This window comes from Aquaticitalea lipolytica (genome assembly GCF_014641635.1).
GTDB lineage: Bacteria > Bacteroidota > Bacteroidia > Flavobacteriales > Flavobacteriaceae > Aquaticitalea > Aquaticitalea lipolytica.
The window spans coordinates 33,792-51,187 of sequence record NZ_BMIC01000002.1 but is presented as its reverse complement, the minus strand read 5'-3'; the positions used below and the strand labels follow the sequence as shown (position 1 = coordinate 51,187).

General features: G+C 30.7%; 14 protein-coding genes and 3 tRNA genes. 10 read left to right on the top strand and 7 right to left on the bottom strand.

Annotated elements, in window-relative coordinates; all coding sequences use genetic code 11:
* Nucleotides 1-47: 47 nt before the first annotated feature.
* The 6 genes from IEW41_RS07110 (at nucleotide 48) to IEW41_RS07085 (ending at nucleotide 5,072) form a co-directional block, all read left to right on the top strand.
* Nucleotides 48-686 carry a peptidylprolyl isomerase gene (locus IEW41_RS07110; protein WP_188605649.1) on the top strand — a complete coding sequence of 213 codons (639 nt, stop codon included), beginning with the start codon at nucleotides 48-50 and terminating at the stop codon, nucleotides 684-686.
* The gene (locus IEW41_RS07105) at nucleotides 686-1,390 is read left to right on the top strand and encodes a 16S rRNA (uracil(1498)-N(3))-methyltransferase (RefSeq protein WP_188605648.1); all 705 of its coding nucleotides are present in this window, start codon (nucleotides 686-688) and stop codon (nucleotides 1,388-1,390) included. Before IEW41_RS07110 ends, IEW41_RS07105 begins: the two co-directional genes overlap by 1 nt.
* A 3-nt stretch (nucleotides 1,391-1,393) precedes the next feature.
* Nucleotides 1,394-2,035 carry a DUF4159 domain-containing protein gene (locus tag IEW41_RS07100; RefSeq protein ID WP_188605647.1) on the top strand — a complete coding sequence of 214 codons (642 nt, stop codon included), beginning with the start codon at nucleotides 1,394-1,396 and terminating at the stop codon, nucleotides 2,033-2,035.
* 216 nt (nucleotides 2,036-2,251) lie between these two features.
* Complete coding sequence (locus IEW41_RS07095) at nucleotides 2,252-2,767, top strand: TrmH family RNA methyltransferase (RefSeq protein WP_188605646.1); 516 nt, start codon at nucleotides 2,252-2,254, stop codon at nucleotides 2,765-2,767.
* Between the two features lie 27 nt (nucleotides 2,768-2,794).
* Nucleotides 2,795-3,883: an AI-2E family transporter gene (locus IEW41_RS07090; protein ID WP_188605645.1), complete on the top strand. Its 1,089-nt coding sequence runs from the start codon at nucleotides 2,795-2,797 to the stop codon at nucleotides 3,881-3,883.
* 7 nt (nucleotides 3,884-3,890) lie between these two features.
* Entirely contained in the window at nucleotides 3,891-5,072 is a 1,182-nt protein-coding gene (locus IEW41_RS07085; protein ID WP_188605644.1) for a THUMP-like domain-containing protein, read from the top strand.
* Here IEW41_RS07085 and IEW41_RS07080 read toward each other — a convergent pair.
* From IEW41_RS07080 to IEW41_RS07060, 5 genes are all read right to left on the bottom strand, one after another.
* Entirely contained in the window at nucleotides 5,065-5,493 is a 429-nt protein-coding gene (locus IEW41_RS07080) for a hypothetical protein (RefSeq protein WP_188605643.1), read from the bottom strand. The two genes, IEW41_RS07085 and IEW41_RS07080, sit on opposite strands and share 8 nt — an antisense overlap.
* A gap of 225 nt (nucleotides 5,494-5,718) precedes the next feature.
* Nucleotides 5,719-5,792: transfer RNA gene (locus IEW41_RS07075), tRNA-Arg, on the bottom strand.
* A 15-nt stretch (nucleotides 5,793-5,807) separates the two neighbouring features.
* Nucleotides 5,808-5,882, bottom strand: a tRNA-Pro gene (locus IEW41_RS07070).
* Between the two features lie 19 nt (nucleotides 5,883-5,901).
* A tRNA-Ser gene (locus IEW41_RS07065) sits at nucleotides 5,902-5,986 on the bottom strand.
* 97 nt (nucleotides 5,987-6,083) lie between these two features.
* Nucleotides 6,084-8,129, bottom strand: coding sequence for an HD family phosphohydrolase (locus IEW41_RS07060; RefSeq protein WP_188605642.1), 2,046 nt, complete (start codon nucleotides 8,127-8,129; stop codon nucleotides 6,084-6,086).
* Between the two features lie 130 nt (nucleotides 8,130-8,259).
* Here IEW41_RS07060 and IEW41_RS07055 point away from each other — a divergent pair, with 130 nt between their 5' ends.
* Together IEW41_RS07055 and IEW41_RS07050 are read left to right on the top strand one after the other, a co-directional pair.
* The gene (locus tag IEW41_RS07055) at nucleotides 8,260-9,438 is read left to right on the top strand and encodes an acetyl-CoA C-acyltransferase (protein ID WP_188605641.1); all 1,179 of its coding nucleotides are present in this window, start codon (nucleotides 8,260-8,262) and stop codon (nucleotides 9,436-9,438) included.
* Nucleotides 9,439-9,447: 9 nt separating this feature from the next.
* On the top strand, nucleotides 9,448-10,197 hold the full coding sequence (locus IEW41_RS07050; protein WP_188605640.1) for a C40 family peptidase: 750 nt from the start codon (nucleotides 9,448-9,450) through the stop codon (nucleotides 10,195-10,197).
* 52 nt (nucleotides 10,198-10,249) lie between these two features.
* Here the strand turns inward: IEW41_RS07050 and IEW41_RS07045 are convergent, their stop codons facing one another.
* Both IEW41_RS07045 and gyrA read right to left on the bottom strand, forming a co-directional pair.
* Nucleotides 10,250-11,527: a tetratricopeptide repeat protein gene (locus tag IEW41_RS07045; RefSeq protein ID WP_188605639.1), complete on the bottom strand. Its 1,278-nt coding sequence runs from the start codon at nucleotides 11,525-11,527 to the stop codon at nucleotides 10,250-10,252.
* Between the two features lie 25 nt (nucleotides 11,528-11,552).
* A complete protein-coding gene (gyrA, locus tag IEW41_RS07040) occupies nucleotides 11,553-14,114 on the bottom strand; it encodes a DNA gyrase subunit A (RefSeq protein ID WP_188605638.1) in 2,562 nt (853 codons plus the stop codon).
* Between the two features lie 259 nt (nucleotides 14,115-14,373).
* On the opposite strand from gyrA, the gene IEW41_RS07035 reads away from it, so the two are divergent.
* Both IEW41_RS07035 and IEW41_RS07030 read left to right on the top strand, forming a co-directional pair.
* On the top strand, nucleotides 14,374-16,923 hold the full coding sequence (locus IEW41_RS07035) for an ATP-dependent Clp protease ATP-binding subunit (RefSeq protein ID WP_188605637.1): 2,550 nt from the start codon (nucleotides 14,374-14,376) through the stop codon (nucleotides 16,921-16,923).
* An 85-nt stretch (nucleotides 16,924-17,008) separates the two neighbouring features.
* Nucleotides 17,009-17,374, top strand: coding sequence for a hypothetical protein (locus tag IEW41_RS07030; RefSeq protein WP_188605636.1), 366 nt, complete (start codon nucleotides 17,009-17,011; stop codon nucleotides 17,372-17,374).
* The last annotated feature ends 22 nt before the right edge of the window (nucleotides 17,375-17,396 follow it).

The following is a 17,396-nucleotide window of genomic DNA, read 5'->3' as shown; positions in this document are numbered from 1 at the left end:
ACTTAAACTTTCCTTTTAAATTTGAATTAAATTCTAAAAACCTAATTATGCTTAAAAACCTACTAACCACTTTTTTAATTTTATTAAGCTGCATCGCAGTTTCACAAAACAATTTTGAGAGTCAATTAGATTCTATTCAAGATGAAACTCAAGCCACAAAATTTATTGAAACCAATAAATCCTATAAAGGACAAATAATCACATTCAACAAAGAAAAGCACAAAACACCATTAGCTGATGATTTATTTGCATTAGGTAGAGGAGAAAAAAAAACTATAAAGACAGATATTGATAAAACTTATTACAAGATTATTGATAAACATGAAATTCCATATTTCAGAATTAGTTATATCTATTTAGATGGTTCAAAAAAATCAGCTGAAGAAATAGCCGAATTGCGTGCTAAAATTATTAAAAAGTATAAAGATGGTTTTCGTTTTAAAGACCTAGCTAGCTTATACTCAATGGATGATAGTGCTAATAGAGGTGGCGATTTAGGATGGTTTACTCATGGTGATATGGTGCCTGAGTTTGAAGACGCAGTTATTAATTCTTCATATAAAGTTGATGATATTTTTACAGTAGATATTCCTGATCGTCAATGGTATTATGTAATTTTAAAAACGCACGACACAAAACTTATTGAAGAAATAAAAGTTTTAAAAGTGACCGAAAACATTAAATAATGCAATTGTTTTTCAATCCAGATGTCAACGAGAATACTTCTCAAATCACCTTTGATCGTGAAGAAAGCAAACATATTGTAAAAGTATTACGAAAATCGGTTGGTGATGACTTACATATTACTAATGGTAAAGGTTGGCTTTTTATTGCCGAAATAACATTAGCTGATATTAAAAACTGCATCGCAACAATAACGTCTAAAGCTTTTAAACCAGAAAGAAAATATAATGTTCATATAGCTGTTGCTCCAACAAAAATGAACGACAGATATGAATGGTTTTTAGAAAAAGCTACCGAAATAGGAATAGATACCATTACTCCTATTATTTGCGATCATAGCGAACGAAAAGTTATTAAAATAGATCGTTTTGAAAAAATTCTACAATCTGCTATGAAACAATCTTTGCATTATTACATGCCAAAACTTAATAATACTATATCATTTAAAGAGTTTGTAAAACAAGAATTTACTGGTCAAAAATTTATTGCGCATTGTGAAGAAACAGATAAAAAGTCTTTCAAAAAAGAGTTACAACCAAATGAAGATGTATTAATACTAATTGGTCCTGAAGGCGATTTTAGTGTTAAAGAAATCAAGCAAGCGCTTCAAAATGGATTTATTCCTGTAACTTTGGGAGAAACTAGATTACGAACCGAAACAGCAGCAATTGTTGCTTGCCATAGTATCGCATTTGTTAATGAATAATATATGAAAACCACTTTTTCAATTTTATTTTCACTCTTCTCGTTAGTTATGTTATCACAAGACATAGCTGTGCTTAAATATAAAGGTGGTGGCGATTGGTATGGCAACCCAACTTCTGTTCCAAATTTAATCGCATTTTGCAACGCAAATATTAACACCAAAATAAATCCAAAACCAGAAACTGTAGAACCAAGTAGTATTGATATTTTTCAATACCCAATGTTACACATGACAGGTCATGGAAATGTATTTTTTAGTGAAGCAGACGCTGAAAATTTAAGAAATTATCTTATTTCTGGTGGGTTTTTGCATATTGATGACAATTACGGAATGCAACCATATATAACAAAAGAGTTAAAGAAAGTGTTTCCTGATAAAGAGCTGATAGAGCTTCCAAAAACTCATGAAATTTTTAACATTGCTTTTAAATTTCCTGAAGGTTTACCGAAAATTCATGAACACGAAGGAAAACGTCCTCAAGCTTTTGGAATTTTTCATGAAGGCAGATTAGTCTTGTTATTTACTTTTGAAAGCGATTTAGGTGATGGTTGGGAAGATGAAGAAGTACATAATGACCCATTTGAAGTAAGAGAAAAAGCATTAAAAATGGGAGCTAATATTGTGAAATACGCTTTTGAGCATTAAGCTAGATATATGAAAAAGCACTCAATAATTACAAAACTCTTTTCCGTTTTTATTTGTTTATCATTTATCTTCCAATCTATGCCAGAAATTAATGAACATACTTATTCTACTGGAATAGATAGTTATCATTATTACTATTCATGTTTTGGAACAATCCCTTCACATCTATCTTGTAAATGTTTAAATTTCAATTGCTATTCTTTCTAAAATATTTGGATGCAACTAAACCATTACAATACAACTTTTAACAAAGAAACATTTCCGATTACTTTGGTTTGCGAAAACGTTTCTAATGCTCCTAATATTGGTAGCTTATTTAGAAGCGCAGACGCGTTTGGTATTGAAGGCATTATATTTTGTGGAGACAATATTACTATTGGAAGAAAAATAACGAAAACCTCTAGAGCTACAGAAAAAGTGGTTAGCTATAAAATCTGCATTAATACTCTTAATGAAGTAAAAACACTTAAGGATAAAGGTTATTTTATTGTTGCTCTAGAAATTACATCAAACAGTAAGCCTATTAATACTTATAAAATTCCAATACAACAACCTATAGCATTAATTGTTGGTGACGAAAATTTTGGCATTTCTGAAGAAGTATTAAATCTATCTGATGTAGTAATTCATATTAATATGTTTGGACAAAACAGTAGTATGAATGTTGTTCAAGCAACTACAATTGCATTCTACGAAATAACCAAACAGTTAACTAAAAATACAAAAGTATAAAACCTAAAATTCAATTATATTTACAATATGAATTCAAAAATAATTGCTAACGGTATTTTACGTGCTCTAGGAATAATACTAGGTATATTTCTGGTTTTATATTTTTTATATCAAATTCAATCTGTAATTATTTACATAGCCATTGCTGCAGTTGTATCATTAATTGGTAGACCTGTAGTTTTATTTTTATGCAGAAAATTAAAGTTTAATAATACATTAGCTGTTATTGTTACAATGACACTTCTTGTACTTGTACTACTTGGTTTAGTAAGCTTATTCATTCCTTTAATTATAGAGCAGAGTCATAATTTGGCTCTTTTAAACATGAATGAGTTACAAGCTAATATTCAAGATTTATATCAGCAAATAGTAACCTATTTTGAAGTCAACCAAATAGATGTCCAAGAAACTATAAAGCAATCTAATCTCTTAGAAAAAATAGATTTTGCTATAATTCCAGACCTTCTTAATGGTTTAATTAGCGGTTTTGGTAGTTTTACTATAGGCTTGTTTTCAGTAATATTTATATCGTTTTTCTTCTTAAAGGATAGTAAGTTATTTGAAAGTGGTATAATGACTTTTATTCCTGATAATAAAGAATCGCGCTGGAAAAACTCATCAACAAAAATTAAGGATTTACTATCTAGATACTTTGTTGGACTCGTTTTCCAGATTTTAATTCTATTCATATTATATACTATTGTACTACTTATATTTGGTGTACATAATGCAATTGTTATTGCTTTTTTATGTGCCTTACTTAACCTTATACCATATGTTGGTCCATTAATTAGTGCATCTTTAGTAATAATACTAACAATGACTAGCTTTTTAGGGCAAAGTTTTAGTGATGTAATTCTACCAAAAACAATTTATGTGTTTATTGGTTTTATTATTGCTCAACTAGTAGATAATTTTGTTAGTCAGCCAATAATTTTTTCAAAAAGTGTAAAATCTCATCCTTTAGAAATTTTCTTAATAATAATAATTGCTGGAATTCTTTTTGGGATTATAGGTATGGTTGTAGCTGTACCAACTTACACAGCTATTAAAGTGATATTAAAAGAGTTTTTATCTGAAAATAAAATAGTTAAGCGACTCACAAAAGATTTATAGTATCACATTGAATGAATCAATTTTAAATACTAGTATTCAGGAGTTTATAAATAATAATTTAAATTCTGATATTACTTCTTTAATTCTAAAAGGAACACAATTTAATTCTGTTGAAACTTTAGAAATTATTGAGCAAATTGAATCTAAAAAAAAGTGTGAAACAAAACTACCAACTTGGTACGCAACAGAAAGAATATACTATCCAAATAAGCTTAACATAGAGCAAACATCATCAGAGATTACTGCTAAGCACAAATCGTCATTAATTAGTGGTAATTCAATAATTGATTTAACAGGAGGTTTTGGAGTAGATTGTTATTATTTCTCAAAACAATTTAAAAATGTTACTCATTGCGAAATAAATGATGAGCTACATCAAATTGTTAAACATAACTACAAGCAACTAAAATCTACTAATATTAATACCATCTTAACTGATGGAATTGAATACTTAAAAAATTGCAATACTAAATACGATTGGATTTATGTAGATCCATCTAGACGACATGATAGTAAAGGCAAAGTTTTTATGCTAAGCGATTGTTTACCTAATATTCCTGAACATATAGATTTGTTATTTCAGCATTCAAAAAATGTGATGATAAAGACCTCTCCTTTGTTAGATATTTCTATTGGAATTAATGAATTAAAACATGTAAAAACTATTCATATAGTAGCAATTAACAATGAGGTTAAAGAACTACTCTGGATTTTAGAAGAGAATTATAACTCAAAAATTGAATTACAAACAACAAATCTAAAAAACGATTTTACAGAAAGCTTCAATTTTTATCTAGAAGATGAATCTAACATAGTTTCAAATTGTAACCTACCACTCACCTATCTTTATGAGCCAAATTCAGCAATACTAAAAGCTGGTGCATTTAATTCAGTATCAAAACAACTACAAGTCCTAAAGCTTCATAAACACTCGCATTTATACACAAATGATGAGGTTATTGAGTTCCCAGGCAGGTGTTTTAAAATTGAATCTGTTATCGCTTACAGCAAGAAACAGCTAAAAGACTTAAACATAACTAAAGCAAATATTACTACTCGTAACTTTCCTGAAACGGTTGAACAAATCCGAAAAAAGACTAGAATTAAAGATGGTGGGAATAAATTCCTATTCTTTACTACAAATCTTAATGAAGAAAAAATTGTATTAGTTTGCTCTAAAATTAGTTAGAAGCTTGCTGAGGCTGAGCGTTAGTTAACAGATTATTAGAATCTATTTCTAAATTTATCTCAGTACAGTTTTCCATTTGGTGTGAAACTTTTTGATCTTCAACAGAATCATTCTCTACAACAAATATGGTATTATCTTCATCAAATGAATACCAATCAGTTTGTGTACTTGGTAAAACATTATAGAATCCAATAATTAAACTACCACTAGAGTCATAAATCTCAAAATCGAATGGAATCGTTCCATTGTTGGTCATTCTTGCTTTTGGAGAAATACCAGTACAAGTGTTTGCTTGAGAATCCTCAATATTAATTATATCGATTGATTGATCTTGCAAATTGTCTATTGATTCAATAGCACAATTATAAAATGAAGTAAGCAAAATTGCAAAAGCAATTGCTTTATTTAAGTAGGTTTTCATTTGATTTGGGGTTTAAATGAAATTATGTAGGCAAATATATGTTAAAATAAATTTAAGACAATCAAATTACTCGTTAAAATAACCAATAAATTCGATGAAATACACTTTTTAATAGTAAAAATCGACAAACTGCACTCTAAAATTGTAAGAAAACAAAAAATAACTAATTGATTATAAAAGAATTATAAAACAAAAAAGTCCTAACATTTCTGTTAAGACTTTTTGTGAGCCCGATAGGATTCGAACCTATGACCGCCTCCTTAGAAGGGAGGTGCTCTATCCAGCTGAGCTACGAGCCCGTAACTCTAAATTTGTCGGGGTGGCAGGATTCGAACCTGCGACCTCCGCGTCCCAAACGCGGCGCGATAACCGGGCTACGCTACACCCCGAATCGATTATCTATTATTGCGGAGAGTGTGGGATTCGAACCCACGCGACAGTTTCCCGTCGACAGTTTAGCAAACTGCTCCATTAACCACTCTGGCAACTCTCCAATATTTTATGAACGTACGCTTTATAAATGCGGATGCAAATGTAAGTTTTCATTATAAAGAACGCAACTATTTTTTAAACTTTTTGTTCTTAAATTTTTATTCTGGATATTCTATCCTGAGATGGAAGATATTAGCTAGTTTATTTTTTAATACTTTCTTTATAGATTCAATTTCTTTAAAGGTAATATTAGCATTTAAAAACTGCCCATTTTCCATTTGTTTGTTTATAATCGATTCTACAAATGCATCAATTTTTGTTGATGATGGTTCTTTTAAGCTTTTTGAGGCTGCTTCAACACTATCACACATCATTAAAATTGCAGTTTCCTTACTATATGGTTTTGGTCCAGGATATTTAAAATCTTCATCATTAATACTTACATCATACTCTTTTTCTTTTGAATAAAAATAATACACCAAACTAGTTCCATGATGGGTCCTAATAAAATCAATAACTCTATCTGGTAAATTATATTTTTTTGCTATTTCTACTCCATCAATAACATGATTAATTATAACTCTTGCACTTTCTGTTGAGGATAATTCATCATGTGGATTAATTCCTGTTGATTGATTTTCTGTAAAATAAGTAGGATTCTTCATTTTCCCAATATCATGATACAATGCTCCTACTCTTACTAACATTGCATTTGCTCCAATCTCGTTTGCAGAAGCTTCAGCTAAGTTTGCAACATTTAATGAATGATGAAAAGTTCCTGGAGCTTTATCTGATAATTCTTTCAATAGTTTAGTATTTGTATCAGAAAGTTCTAAAAGCGAAACATCTGAAACTAAGCCAAAAAGTTTTTCATATATATATATTAATGGTTGAACAAATAATGTTGCTAGTCCGCAAAGTATAAACATTCCAAAAGTTTCAACCCTTATATTGGATATGCTGCCTTCATGAATTACAAAAAACGCGAAATATGCTATAATATAAATTAATGTTATTTGTCCTACAGATATAAACAAGTTAGCACGTTTATATAACTCAGATACAGTAAGAATCGTTACAATTCCAGCAATAATTTGCAAAAACATATACTCGTAGCTATTTGGCACAATAAAGCCCAATAACAATACTGTGAGTACGTGAGCAAACAATCCTAACCTTGCATCAAAAAATGCTTTTAAAACCAAAGGCAATACACAAAGAGGTACAACATATACAAACTTAGCGTCATAATTAATTATTAATGTTGTTAATAAAATCATCAGCAACATGTTAAAAAATATAAATGTGACTTTAGTATTATTTAAAAATACATCCATCCTATATTTTCTTAAAAAAAGTAAAAGCATCAAAAGAGCAAGTGCTACTAATAGTGTATAGGCAAAAATTACCCAGTTGTAATTTGTTGCACTCCAAATTTGTGACTCATATTCTGCCTCTAACGATTTTAAAATATTGTATTTTTCGCCTTCAACTTGCTCTCTTTTAGAGATAATTAAAGCCCCTTTTTCTATACTGCCTCTTGCTAGTGAAACTTTATCTAGTTCTTCTTGAAGTGCTTTTTGAGTTATAGACTTATTTAGAGTAACATTAGGCTTTAATATATCATTTATGATTGTATTAAAAGCAGCTTGCTGATTTGAAAATCCAGAGGAAATTAATTTTTGTTCAGTTTTAGATTTAAATGAATCTAGAGTAAAAAGTTGGGAGAAAACAATATTTATTTTTTGAACTTGATTCTCTAATAGTATTGCTCTTTTGTCATTTGAATAATCATATTTTTCATCTAAAACTCCATACTTATAACAATCATCTAATAAAGATTTACCTATAGCATATAATTGGAGTTTATTTCGTGTTAAAGAGTCAACAAACACAGAGTTAAATTTGTTCTTATAATTTACTAAAACCTCTTCTTTTATATTAGAATTAACGTTAAAGTATATAGGACTGTTTTCAATTATAATTCTTCTTTCAGTATCTAGTTCTTCTTTAGTTTTTTTAACAGCAAAATTAAATGGAGCATATAAGCTCTCAGATTGCCATGGTTTACCTTTGTCAAAACTATATTTGAATTTTCCACTTTTTGGAAAAAGATATACTATAAAAAAAGTTGTACTCAAAAAAAGTATAACCTTATATATAAGTGCATGATTTTTATACCATTTATTTATTATCCTGTTCATTTATATGTTACAATAGGTTTTCAAATGTAATAAAATATAGAAGTTTTTATGCTTTTATAATCTTGTTTTCCTTCTAAATTCTATTAAAAATTGATTAATTTTGCGACAATTAAATAAAATGCAACACGAAATGAGTAAAGAAGTAGTTATTGTATCAGCAGCTAGAACACCTATTGGGAGCTTTTTAGGAGCCTTATCAACAATTCCTGCACCTAAATTAGGAGCTATTGCAATAAAAGGTGCGTTAGATAAAATAAACTTAAAACCAGAATTAGTTCAGGAAGTAATTATGGGTAACGTTGTGCAAGCTGGAACAGGTCAAGCGCCTGCAAGGCAAGCTGCAATATATGCTGGTATACCAAATACAGTACCTTGTACAACAGTTAATAAAGTTTGTGCATCTGGTATGAAAGCTGTAATGCAAGCCGCACAAGCAATTGCACTTGGCGATGTTGATGTTGTTGTTGCTGGAGGTATGGAAAACATGAGTTTAATACCTCATTACTATCATGCAAGAACTGCAACTAAATTTGGACCCGCAACATTAGAAGATGGTATGCAACGTGATGGATTAGTTGATGCTTATGATAATAACGCTATGGGAGTTTGTGCAGATGCATGCGCCACTGAATATAATTTTTCTCGTGAAGATCAAGACGCTTTTGCTATTCAATCTTATAAACGTTCAACTGATGCTTGGAATTCTGGAAAGTTTGATAATGAAATTGTACCTGTTGAAGTTCCTCAACGTCGTGGTGATGCGATAGTTGTAAATAAAGATGAGGAATATACCAATGTATTGCTAGACAAAATTCCTTCACTTCGCCCTGCATTTACTAAAGATGGTACTGTAACTGCTGCTAATGCTTCAACTATAAATGATGGTGCTGGAGCAATGGTATTAATGAGTAAAGAAAAAGCTATTGAATTAGGTTTAAAGCCTCTAGCCACAATAAAAAGCTATGCAGATGCTGCTCATGAACCAGAATGGTTTACTACTGCTCCTGCAAAAGCATTACCAAAAGCTTTAGACAAAGCAGGTATTTCATTAGATGATGTTGATTATTTTGAATTTAATGAAGCATTTTCAGTAGTTGGTTTAGCAAATATGAAAATATTAGGTTTAAATGATAGTAACGTAAATGTAAATGGTGGAGCTGTATCACTTGGTCACCCTCTAGGATGTTCTGGTGTCAGAATTATAATTACATTACTTAATGTTTTAGAACAAAATAATGCAAAAATTGGTGCTGCTGCTATTTGTAATGGTGGTGGAGGCGCTTCAGCAATTGTTATAGAACGTAATTAAAACCTATTAATGCAATACGGTATTTGTAATTTAAGCATAGTTCCTCTAAGATTAGAGCCAACTGATACTAGTGAAATGGTTTCTCAAGTATTATATGGTGATTTTTTTAAAGTTTTAGAGCAACGAAAAAATTGGAGTAAAATTCGAATTGCTTTTGACAAATATGAAGGGTGGATTGATAATAAACAGTATTTTGAAATCACTGAAGAAGATTATAAATTTTTAAAAAGTGAAGCTCCGAAACTTTCTTCAGATTTAGTTGAGTTTATTCAAGATTCCAACAATAAACTTTATACAATTCCATTAGGATCTTCTTTAAATGGTTCAAAAATTCTTAATCATACTTTTGATGGAAATTTTGTAAATACCGTTAATCCAAAAGATGATATAATAAAAACTGCTTTTTCTTATATAAATGCACCATATCTTTGGGGAGGAAAAACGCCTTTTGGCATTGATTGTTCAGGATTTACACAAATGGTTTATAAACTTAACGGCTATAAGCTTTTAAGAGATGCTTCACAACAAGCAACTCAAGGTACTGCATTAAGTTTTATTGAAGAAAGTGAGCCTGGCGATTTAGCTTTTTTTGATAATAGCGAAGGCAGTATTGTTCATGTAGGAATTATAATGGAAGATAATTACATTATTCATGCTCATGGCAAAGTGAGAATTGATAGATTAGATCACTCAGGAATTTACAATGTAGACAAAGGTGTTCATACTCATAAACTGAGAGTCATAAAAAAGATTATATAAAAAAAGCTACTCATATTTGAGTAGCTTTTTTTTATAAATGATTGTGAAAAAATTAATTTCCTCCACCAGCTTCTAATGCTTCAACTTTACCCTTTAATATTTTAAAGTTTTCTCTATCATCAATAGCACTATAGATATTCATTAGTGTTTTTGCTGCTTGTAAATTATTTGGTTTAATTCTTAAAGATGCTTCTAAATATGGGATAGCTTCTTTATAAATTTCTTCTCTTTTTAATTTAAGAGCATCATACTTTTTATTATCAGCAGCAGAACTACCTAAAGAATTCATTTCTTCAATAATTTTTTGCTCACCATTTAATATTAGTACAGCCATATTAGTTTGCGCATCAGAATAATTAGGGTCTATAGCAATTGCTTTGTCATAATATTTTTTAGCAGTAGCAATATCTCCTGCTTCTGCAGCTAAAACACCCAAATTATATTGTAATTCAGCATTTTTTGGATCTTTAGTTGTAGCCTCTTCAATTAATTTTTTAAACTCATCTTTATTACCCATTTTTAACTGCACATTTGCTTCAGATAATAATAATCCTAAATCTTCTGGGTTAGCCTTTCTAGCATCTTTCATAGCTGAAATTGCCTTTTCATTTTCGCCATTGTTAACATAAATTAAAGCTATGTTTTTTACAATTTCGGCACTTTTAGATTCTGTTTTGGTGTCTTTAGGAGTAATATGTGTACCTGCTCTAACAGAAATATCTCTAAGTGATTTACTATCAAATGGCTCAACCTCACCTGATTCTTTATTAACAGCAGTATATTCCATCTCAACTCCCTTAAAACCTAAATCTTTAAGTTCTTCGTAATAAGAAAGTGCATTGTTATAATCTTGTCCATTTACCGCAGTTGCTGCTGCATAATAAAGATAAATAGTGTCTTTTGTTGACATTCTGTAAGCTTTTTCAAAACCATTTGAAGAAACAGCATAATTTTTCTTTCCTAAAGCATCGTTAGCTTTAGTTAAGAAATTAGATAGCATACCTTTTTTAATTTCAGCTACGTCAGAAGAATATTTACCACTTCCACCTTCTACCTTTTCCACCATATTTAAACTTTCGATTGCAGTATCCAAATCATTATTCGCTGCAGTTCCATTAGCATAATAAGCTTGCCCTTTTAGATAATAAAACTTTGCTTTTGTCTTGTCATCAGCATTTCCTATAAGAGATTCAGCAGCTTTGATTGCCGTTTTAGCATCTGCATAATTTCCAGATTTAATAGCTTTTTCCGCATCTTTTAATTCATCTTTTTGGGAAAAAGAAAAGGTACTTACTAAAAGTGCCAAAGCTATGATAACGTGTTTTTTCATTGTTAAGTTAATTTAATGTTTAATGTTAATTATTGTTTTCATCTTCAGAATTATCAAGAGTTGTGCCATCTTCTGCAGAAGGTTGGTTTTCAGATAATTCATCAATATTTTCAGAGTCTTCGTCTTCGTCTTTCATTACTTTTGCAACAGCTGCAATAGAATCACTTCCCTTAAGGTTTATTAGCTTAACACCTTGTGTAGCTCTTCCCATAACTCGTAAATCGGCAACAGCCATACGTATTGCTATTCCAGATTTATTGATAATCATTAAATCGTCGTCATCGCTTACGCTTTTAATAGATACTAAGTTGCCTGTTTTTGAGGTAATTGAGATAGTTTTCACTCCTTTTCCTCCTCTATTAGTAATTCTGTAAACTGCTTCTCCATCTTCTGGATCGTCAATAAAACTTCGTTTACCATATCCATTTTCTGAAACTACTAATACAGATTCTTCCATTGGGTTTTCAATAGCAACCATTCCAATTACTTCATCTTTATCATTTGCTAGTCTAATACCTCTAACTCCAGACGCATTACGTCCCATTGGTCTAGTTTTTGCTTCTTCAAATCTGATAGCTTTACCAGACTTTAATGCCAACATTACCTGACTTTGCCCTGTGGTTAATTTAGCTTCTAATAGCTCGTCGTCATCCTTAATTGTGATAGCATTAATACCATTTGTACGAGGTCTAGAATATTGTTCTAATGATGTTTTTTTAACTTGACCTTGTTTGGTAGCCATAATTACATAATGACTATTAATATAATCTTCATCTTTTAAATCTTGAGTACATATAAATGCTTTTACTTTATCATCTTGCTCAATATTTATAAGGTTTTGAATTGCTCTACCTTTTGATGTTTTACTTCCTTCTGGAATTTCATAAACACGCATCCAGAAACATTTTCCTTTTTGAGTAAAGAACAACATGTATTGATGGTTTGTTCCAACAAATAAATGTTCTAAGAAATCTTCATTACGAGTTGTTGATGCTTTTTGACCAACACCTCCTCTATTTTGAGTTTTATATTCCGTAAGAGAAGTTCGTTTTATATATCCAGCATGTGAAATGGTAATTACTACCTGTTCATCTGCAATCATATCTTCAATACTTAAATCTCCTCCAGCATATTCTATTTTAGAACGACGCTCATCACCATATTTAGCTTTAACTTCAACTAACTCTTCTTTAATGATGTCCATTCGACGTTCTTTTTTATCAAGAATATCTTTTAAATCTTCTATGGTTTTCATCAACTCTTCATACTCAGAACGCAATTTATCTTGTTCTAAACCTGTTAACTGACGCAAACGCATTTCAACAATAGCTTTTGCTTGAATTTCTGAAAGTTTAAATCTTTCAATTAATTTCTCACGAGCTTCATCTGCGTTTGAAGATGCTCTAATTATTGCAATAACTTCATCAATATTATCAGAAGCAATTATTAACCCTTCTAAAATATGAGCACGTTCTTCAGCTTTTCGCAACTCATAAACAGTTCTACGTGTAACCACCTCATGTCTATGCTCAACAAAATGATGAATCATTTCCTTAAGGTTCAATAGTTGAGGTCTACCCTTCACTAAAGCAATATTGTTAACACTAAATGAAGACTGTAAAGCGGTATACTTATATAAGGTATTTAAAACGATATTTGGAATGGCATCACGCTTTAAAACATAAACAACTCGCATACCATTTCTATCAGACTCATCTCTAATGGTAGAAATGCCTTCAATTTTCTTCTCATTTACCAAGTCAGCAGTCTTTTTAATCATATCTGCTTTGTTAACTTGATAAGGAATTTCAGTAACAATTATAGATTCTTTACCATCAACTTCTTCAATAACAGCTTTTCCTCTTATAACTATACGACCACGTCCTGTTTTAAACGCTTCTCTAACACCATCGTAACCATAAATAGTTCCTCCAGTTGGAAAATCTGGTGCTTTAACGTGGGTAATTAGCTCATCAATTTCTATATCGCTATTTTCAATATAAGCTATAATACCATCAACAACTTCACTTAGGTTATGAGGAGGCATATTTGTAGCCATACCTACTGCAATACCAGATGCTCCATTGACTAAAAGCCCAGGGATTCTTGTTGGTAATACTGTTGGTTCTTGTAAAGTATCATCAAAATTTAATTTATGATCTACAGTTTCTTTATCAATATCTGCCAACATGTCTTCAGATATTTTACGCATACGAGCTTCTGTATAACGCATTGCTGCTGGACTATCTCCATCTATCGAACCAAAGTTTCCTTGTCCATCTACTAACATATAACGTAAACTCCACTCTTGAGCCATACGTACCATTGTATCATAAACTGAAGTATCACCATGAGGATGATACTTACCTAAAACCTCACCAACAATTCTTGCTGACTTTTTGTGTGCCGTATTAGATCTAACACCTAACTCATGCATACCAAATAATACACGTCTATGTACTGGTTTTAAACCATCTCTTACATCTGGTAAAGCACGTGACACAATGACTGACATTGAATAATCAATGTAAGCCGATTTCATTTCATCTTCAATGTTAATTGGAATAAGTTTTTCTCCTTCTGCCATATATAATTTTAATTAGATTTTTGTAGGTTTTCAAATCGTGCTAAGATAAGTATTTTGATAGTGGATGAAAGACTTTAACTAGTCTTTTTTGAAATTTTTTATTAACAATATTTGCAAGAATTTGTTTAATAAGTATGCTGTTAAATGTTTTGATTTTTAGAAGTTTTTTTAGTCTATTAGCGATTATAAAACATTTAAGGTATAGTTTTTGTCTTTATACACTTGTTTTTATTATTTTTAATGCAGAAAGGAATTTACTATGGATGATAATTTTTCCCCAAGAGTTAAAGACGTTATTGCGTATAGCAAAGAAGAAGCTTTACGTTTAGGTCATGACTTTATAGGTACCGAACATTTAATGCTTGGCTTACTTCGTGATGGAAGTGGCAAAGCAATTGATATTTTAAGTGCTTTAGAAGTAGATCTAAATCATTTAAGACGTAAAGTTGAAATTCTTAGTCCTGCTAACCCAACTTTATTGGCTACTTCTAACGAAAAAAAGAACCTACATCTTACTAGGCAAGCTGAACGTGCTTTAAAAACTACTTTTTTAGAAGCTAAGCTTTTTCAAAGCACGTCAATAAATACTGCACATTTATTATTGTGTATCTTAAGAAATGAAAATGATCCTACAACTAAGTTGTTGAATAAACTTAAAGTGGATTATGATAACGTAAAAGAACAATTTAAATTTATGATAACAAGTGATGATGATTATATAGAATCGCCGAAAGCTGAGTCATTTTCAGATGACGATACTAATGATGAAGACGATTCAAAACAAAATCCTTTTAGTCAATCTGCCTCTAAATCTACTAAAAAATCTAAAACACCAGTTTTAGATAATTTTGGAAGAGATTTAACTGTAATGGCTGAAGAAGGAAAACTAGATCCTGTAGTAGGTCGTGAAAAAGAAATACAACGTGTGTCTCAAATTTTGAGTCGACGTAAAAAGAATAACCCATTATTAATTGGAGAACCAGGTGTTGGTAAATCTGCAATTGCTGAAGGTTTAGCTTTACGTATTGTAAAGCGAAAAGTCTCTCGTATTTTATTTAACAAACGTGTTGTTACTCTAGATTTAGCAAGTTTAGTAGCTGGTACAAAATATCGTGGACAGTTTGAAGAACGTATGAAAGCTGTAATGAATGAATTAGAAAAGAATGATGATATTATTCTCTTTATTGATGAAATTCATACCATAGTTGGCGCAGGTGGAGCAACAGGGAGTTTAGATGCTTCTAATATGTTTAAACCAGCATTAGCAAGAGGCGAAATACAATGTATTGGCGCTACAACACTAGATGAGTATAGACAATATATCGAAAAAGATGGAGCCTTAGAGCGTCGTTTTCAAAAGGTAATTGTTGAGCCAACTACTGTTGAAGAAACAATTCAAATATTAAATAATATTAAAGGTAAATACGAAGAACATCATAATGTTGAGTATACTGATGAAGCAATTGAAGCTTGTGTAAAATTAACCAACAGATATATGACTGAGCGTTTCTTACCAGACAAAGCTATTGATGCTTTAGATGAAGCGGGTTCTCGTGTTCATATAACTAACATAGATGTACCTAAGCAAATTCTAGAATTAGAAAAGCAATTAGAAGCTGTAAAGGAAACTAAAAATACGGTTGTTAAAAAGCAAAAGTATGAAGAAGCAGCTAAATTAAGAGATGATGAAAAGCGTCTTGAAAAGGAACTAGCTATAGCTCAAGAAAAATGGGAAGAAGAAACAAAACTTCATAAGGAAATTGTAAGTGAAGATAATGTTGCAGATGTAGTTTCAATGATGACAGGTATTCCTGTAAATAAAATTGCTCAAACCGAAAGTAATAAACTTGCAAAATTGCCAGAACTTATAAAAGGAAAAGTAATTGGGCAAGATGAGGCAGTTGCAAAGGTCGTAAAAGCTATTCAGCGCAATCGTGCTGGACTTAAAGATCCTAACAAGCCAATTGGGTCATTTATCTTTTTAGGGCAAACAGGAGTAGGTAAAACGCAATTAGCCAAAGTATTAGCTCGCGAATTATTTGATAGTGATGATGCATTAGTTAGAATTGACATGAGCGAGTACATGGAAAAATTTGCAATCTCAAGATTAGTTGGTGCACCTCCAGGATATGTTGGTTATGAAGAAGGTGGTCAGCTAACTGAAAAGATTAGACGCAAACCTTATGCTGTTTTATTATTAGATGAAATTGAAAAAGCACATCCAGATGTTTTTAATATGTTATTACAAGTATTAGATGATGGTTTTTTAACAGATAGTCTTGGGCGAAAAATAGATTTTAGAAATACAATTATTATAATGACTTCTAATATTGGAGCTCGTAAACTGAAAGATTTCGGACAAGGTGTAGGCTTTGGCACTGCTGCTAAATCTGCTCAAGCTGATGATAATTCTAGAAGTATTATAGAAAATGCTCTTAAAAAAGCATTTGCACCAGAGTTTTTAAACAGAATTGATGATGTTATGGTATTTAATGCTCTTGAAAAAGAGGATATTAATAAAATTATTGATATTGAGTTAGTTAAGCTTATTGACCGTATTAAGGATTTAGGTTATGAACTTAAGTTAAGTACTAAGGCTAAAGATTATATTGCTGATAAAGGTTTTGATAAAGAATATGGTGCAAGGCCATTAAAAAGAGCAATTCAAAAATATATAGAAGATGCACTAGCAGAAGAAATTGTAACTTCTCAAATTCATGAAGGAGATAAAATAATTATGGATCTTGATAGCAAAACAAATGAACTGACTATTAAGATTGAAAAATCTGAAAAGCATACAGAATCTTAATTATTAATCTCTAAACTAAAACATTAAAGGCTCCTTAATTTAAAGGAGCTTTTTGTTTTCTTGTAACAAATTAGTAACTTTAGATATGACAGATAGGTTAAAATATGATTTTTGTGAAGTTCATATTTATGATAATTATATGATTGTTATAATAAATGAAGGTGAAACCATATTACCTAGGCATAATCAAATATTAATAAACATTGCTGAAACATATTTTGTCAAAAAGAACTTTGTCTATATCACTCACCGATTAAACTCATATTCAGTAGATCCTGCCATATATTTTGAAACTTCAAAAATTGAAAACCTAGTTGGTTTTGCTGTAGTGTCAAAAGATTTTAAAGCCAAGAGTAATGTAGAGGTTGAAAAATTATTTCTAAATAAAGCTTTTGAAGTTTTTAATACATTAGAAGAGGCTATTGCTTGGTCAAAATTAATTCTTGTTTGATTTTCTATATTTCAATATTATA

Bases quoted from the DNA above. Each gene is read 5' to 3' on its own strand.
- IEW41_RS07110 (WP_188605649.1), top strand. From the start codon at position 48: ATGCTTAAAAACCTACTAACCACTTTTTTAATTTTATTAAGCTGCATC.
- IEW41_RS07105 (WP_188605648.1), top strand. From the start codon at position 686: ATGCAATTGTTTTTCAATCCAGATGTCAACGAGAATACTTCTCAAATC.
- IEW41_RS07100 (WP_188605647.1), top strand. From the start codon at position 1,394: ATGAAAACCACTTTTTCAATTTTATTTTCACTCTTCTCGTTAGTTATG.
- IEW41_RS07095 (WP_188605646.1), top strand. From the start codon at position 2,252: ATGCAACTAAACCATTACAATACAACTTTTAACAAAGAAACATTTCCG.
- IEW41_RS07090 (WP_188605645.1), top strand. From the start codon at position 2,795: ATGAATTCAAAAATAATTGCTAACGGTATTTTACGTGCTCTAGGAATA.
- IEW41_RS07080 (WP_188605643.1), bottom strand. From the start codon at position 5,493: ATGAAAACCTACTTAAATAAAGCAATTGCTTTTGCAATTTTGCTTACT.
- IEW41_RS07060 (WP_188605642.1), bottom strand. From the start codon at position 8,129: ATGAACAGGATAATAAATAAATGGTATAAAAATCATGCACTTATATAT.
- IEW41_RS07055 (WP_188605641.1), top strand. From the start codon at position 8,260: ATGAGTAAAGAAGTAGTTATTGTATCAGCAGCTAGAACACCTATTGGG.
- IEW41_RS07050 (WP_188605640.1), top strand. From the start codon at position 9,448: ATGCAATACGGTATTTGTAATTTAAGCATAGTTCCTCTAAGATTAGAG.
- IEW41_RS07045 (WP_188605639.1), bottom strand. From the start codon at position 11,527: ATGAAAAAACACGTTATCATAGCTTTGGCACTTTTAGTAAGTACCTTT.
- gyrA (WP_188605638.1), bottom strand. From the start codon at position 14,114: ATGGCAGAAGGAGAAAAACTTATTCCAATTAACATTGAAGATGAAATG.
- IEW41_RS07035 (WP_188605637.1), top strand. From the start codon at position 14,374: ATGGATGATAATTTTTCCCCAAGAGTTAAAGACGTTATTGCGTATAGC.
- IEW41_RS07030 (WP_188605636.1), top strand. From the start codon at position 17,009: ATGACAGATAGGTTAAAATATGATTTTTGTGAAGTTCATATTTATGAT.